Source organism: Planktothrix sp. FACHB-1355, assembly GCF_014748295.1.
GTDB lineage: Bacteria > Cyanobacteriota > Cyanobacteriia > Cyanobacteriales > Aerosakkonemataceae > Aerosakkonema > Aerosakkonema funiforme_A.
In genome coordinates this window covers 1-3,343 of sequence record NZ_JACJUP010000802.1, presented here as the reverse complement: position 1 = coordinate 3,343, position 3,343 = coordinate 1, and the positions used below count along the sequence as shown (strand labels likewise).

General features: G+C 47.8%; 4 protein-coding genes and 1 tRNA gene. All 5 read left to right on the top strand.

Translation table 11 applies throughout. The features are described 5' to 3' along the window. Positions 1-50 precede the first annotated feature (50 nt). Positions 51-1,790, top strand: coding sequence for an iron uptake porin (locus H6S82_RS25110; RefSeq protein WP_190461211.1), 1,740 nt, complete (start codon positions 51-53; stop codon positions 1,788-1,790). 238 nt (positions 1,791-2,028) lie between these two features. After that, positions 2,029-2,394, top strand: coding sequence for a 50S ribosomal protein L19 (rplS, locus tag H6S82_RS25105; protein ID WP_190461212.1), 366 nt, complete (start codon positions 2,029-2,031; stop codon positions 2,392-2,394). A 78-nt stretch (positions 2,395-2,472) separates the two neighbouring features. Beyond that, positions 2,473-2,545: transfer RNA gene (locus H6S82_RS25100), tRNA-Trp, on the top strand. Between the two features lie 405 nt (positions 2,546-2,950). Next, positions 2,951-3,175: a preprotein translocase subunit SecE gene (secE, locus tag H6S82_RS25095; protein WP_190461214.1), complete on the top strand. Its 225-nt coding sequence runs from the start codon at positions 2,951-2,953 to the stop codon at positions 3,173-3,175. Further along, on the top strand, positions 3,172-3,343 hold a 172-nt coding region (locus H6S82_RS25090), incomplete at its 3' end, for a transcription termination/antitermination NusG family protein (protein WP_277926560.1). The genes secE and H6S82_RS25090, both read left to right, overlap by 4 nt.

Here is a 3,343-nt window from a genome sequence, read left to right as displayed (position 1 = left end):
TTGAGGCTTGACAGTACAATTTTGTTCAAATTTGGTGTGAGGCAACAAAGATGTCAAAAACGCTTTGGAACGCGCTAAGACTCAGCCCCGTTCTTTTGGGTGTAACAATTCTGGTAGCTAACGGTACTCTGGCAGCAGAGGAATCTTCGACGACAATCGCTAACCAACCCTCTAGCAATGCCCAGCAAGAAGCTGGCACTATGCTAGACCAAATCGATCGCTACAATCAGCCCCCGGCTATTGTCGAGCCAAGCTCTAACGGAACTTCTAACGCAACTATAGACCAAATCAATCAGTACACCGAGCAAACCAACGGTCTGGAGCAAGTTACTTCCGTGTCCCAATTGCGGGACGTCCAACCGACAGACTGGGCATTCCAAGCTCTGCAATCTCTGGTAGAGCGCTACGGCTGTATTGAAGGATATCCCGATCGCACTTATCGCGGCAACCGCGCTTTGACTCGCTACGAATTTGCCGCCGGTTTAAATTCTTGCTTGAATCGCATTCAAGAACTGATCGGCACTATACGTCCGGATGTCAGTGCAGAAGACTTGGAGCGGATTAGGCGTTTGCAAGAGGAATTTAGAGCCGAACTGACAACCCTACGGGGTCGCGTAGACGCACTGGAAGCACGCACGGCGAAATTGGAAGCGCAGCAGTTCTCTACCACCACCAAACTGAGGGGAGAAGCTATTTTCGCTCTATCTAGTGTGTTTGGCGATGAAGCAGCCGATCGGGATGATGATGAAAATAATAATCCTGACTTGCAGGATAATGCCATCTTCGCTGACCGGGTACGTCTGAATTTCGATACCAGCTTTACCGGCAAAGATCGTTTGAGAACTCGTTTGCAAGCCCGAAATATCACTCCCTTTAGTGGCAGTGTCACGGGTACGAACATGACCCGTTTGGGGGTTGACGGCAACGATGACAACAACAATGTCACCCTATCCCAGTTAATTTATCGTTTCCCCTTGGGCTCTCGGACAACAGTCCATTTGATCGCTAACGGGGGTGAGTACAACGACTTTTTCTATAACTTCAACCCACTGTTTGAATCTTCTGGGACTGGTTCTATTTCTCGATTTGGACGCTTTAACCCGATTTATCGACAAGCGGAAGGTGGTGCGGGGGCAGCAATCGAACATAAATTCAGCAAAGCTTTCAGCCTGGGATTGGGCTATATGGCGGGTGCCGGCATCGCGAATAATCCCACCGATAGCTTTGGGCTTTTCGACGGTAATTATGCTGCAATGGCTCAGTTATCTTTCCGGCCAAGCAACACTTTTGGTTTGGGTCTGACTTACGTCCGCTCTTTCAATAACCACCCAGGTAATGTTAACCTGTCCGGAAGCACTGGTAGCTCTATAGCTGCCCAGCCGTTTGGTCGCGTTGCTACTTCAGCAGACCATTTCGGGCTAGAAGCAACCTTGCGATTGAGCCCCAAATTTGTTCTTTCTGCTTGGGGAGGCTATACAGACGCTCACCGGGAAGATGGAGTTGCCGATCAGGATGCCACCATCATCAACTATGCCGTAACTCTCGGTTTACCTGACTTTGGTAGAAAGGGTAACCTGTTGGGTTTTGTAGCGGGTCAGCCACCCAGAGTTACCGATAGCGATGCTGCTGAAGATCCCGATACTTCCTATCATCTGGAGGCTTTCTACCGTATCCGCGTCAACGACAACATCTCAATTACCCCAGGTGCGTTTGTGATTCTTAATCCAGAACATAACGACAACAACGACACCATCTACGTGGGTACAGTGCGGACGACATTTACGTTCTAAGCACTGCAAGGGAATTGGCGATATCGGAGCGAACGACAATACCTGCACGAGCGGGGTGGGCAATGCCCACCCTACTTGCTTTTCTGGTATACTCTGGACTTTTCTACTTATATAGATGTATGATAAAAAATTGTGAGTTTTTTAGAAATATTGTCAACGACCCCGGTTATAATCGGGGACTTCCAGCCGGAAACCCTAGTTGACTAGAGACACGGTTTACACACTCGCGGAGATTTTTATGAATGCACAAGAAATAATTCGATCGATAGAAGGGGAACAGCTAAAAAAAGATTTACCCGAAATCCATATAGGCGATACTGTTAAGGTTGGGGTCGTAATTCAAGAAGGCGGTAAAGAGCGGGTACAACCTTATGAAGGTGTTGTGATTGCCAAGCGCAATACGGGTATTAACCAAACAATCACCGTGCGCCGTATCTTTCAAGGCGTTGGCGTGGAACGGGTGTTTTTAGTTCACTCTCCCAGAATATCTAACATCAAGGTGCTGCGTAGAAGCCAAGTTCGCCGTGCTAAATTGTACTACTTGCGCGATCGCGTCGGTAAGGCCACTCGTCTGAAGCAACGCTTTGACCGTCCCATGTCCTAGTTTTGGTAAAAATATGGGAGTCTCTTGCACAGACTCTCATAATGTTGTTATAATCAAATTCGGCACATAAATCAGCGAGCGCTCTTAGTTCAGTTGGTAGAACGCAGGTCTCCAAAACCTGATGTCGGGGGTTCAAGTCCTCCAGGGCGCGTAGAAAAGTCAAAAGTCAAAAGTCAAAAGTCAAAAAAAGGGACTAGAGCGTCGGGTCTAGGGGAACAGAGGGAAAATCATACTCCTATGCAGCTCTGGACTCTGGCATAGCTATGCACGGAAAAACTGGGTGGGGAAGAAGTATTTTGGGCGATCGCTTTCCTTTTGACTGTAAAATGAATATCAAATATGGCGCTATAATAATTTAAGAATAAACCGCCTCCAGACAAATGCCTGGGGGTGGTTTTGAGTCTGATTATCCTAAAGAGAAACAATTTTCGGGTATAATTGTTTTTTTGGGTGGTTAGGGATCGATCGCCTTCTAGTGCGTGGCAACCAAACTTTCGGTTTGCTCCGCATACTTGTGCAGTCAAAAGTAGAGGGAAGAAAGGGGGAATAAGGGAGCGTGGCAAAAAAAGGCGAAGCAGAGATTGAGGAAACGAAAGCTGGGTTTAGTGTCGGCAAGTTTGTGCAGGGAACCAAGGAAGAGCTGGATAAAGTAGTCTGGCCGACGCGACAGCAGTTAATTAGCGAATCGGCTGCGGTCATTCTTATGGTGATTCTTTCTGCACTTCTGATCTATTTAGTAGATAACTTTTTTAGTTGGGCATCAACAAAGGTGTTCGGATGAGTTCCGCAACAGACGAACAACGCGATCGAGATCGGCACTCAGCATCCCTGGACGTAGAACAATTATCTCCAGACGAGGTGCAAGAAGGCTCCCGTTGGTATGCCGTGCAGGTAGCTTCAGGCTGTGAAAAGCGCGTCAAAACAAACCTGGAGCAACGCATCCAAACTC

Excerpts from the sequence above, each read along its gene's own strand:
- rplS (WP_190461212.1), top strand. The coding sequence starts at position 2,029 with ATGAATGCACAAGAAATAATTCGATCGATAGAAGGGGAACAGCTAAAA.
- H6S82_RS25110 (WP_190461211.1), top strand. The coding sequence starts at position 51 with ATGTCAAAAACGCTTTGGAACGCGCTAAGACTCAGCCCCGTTCTTTTG.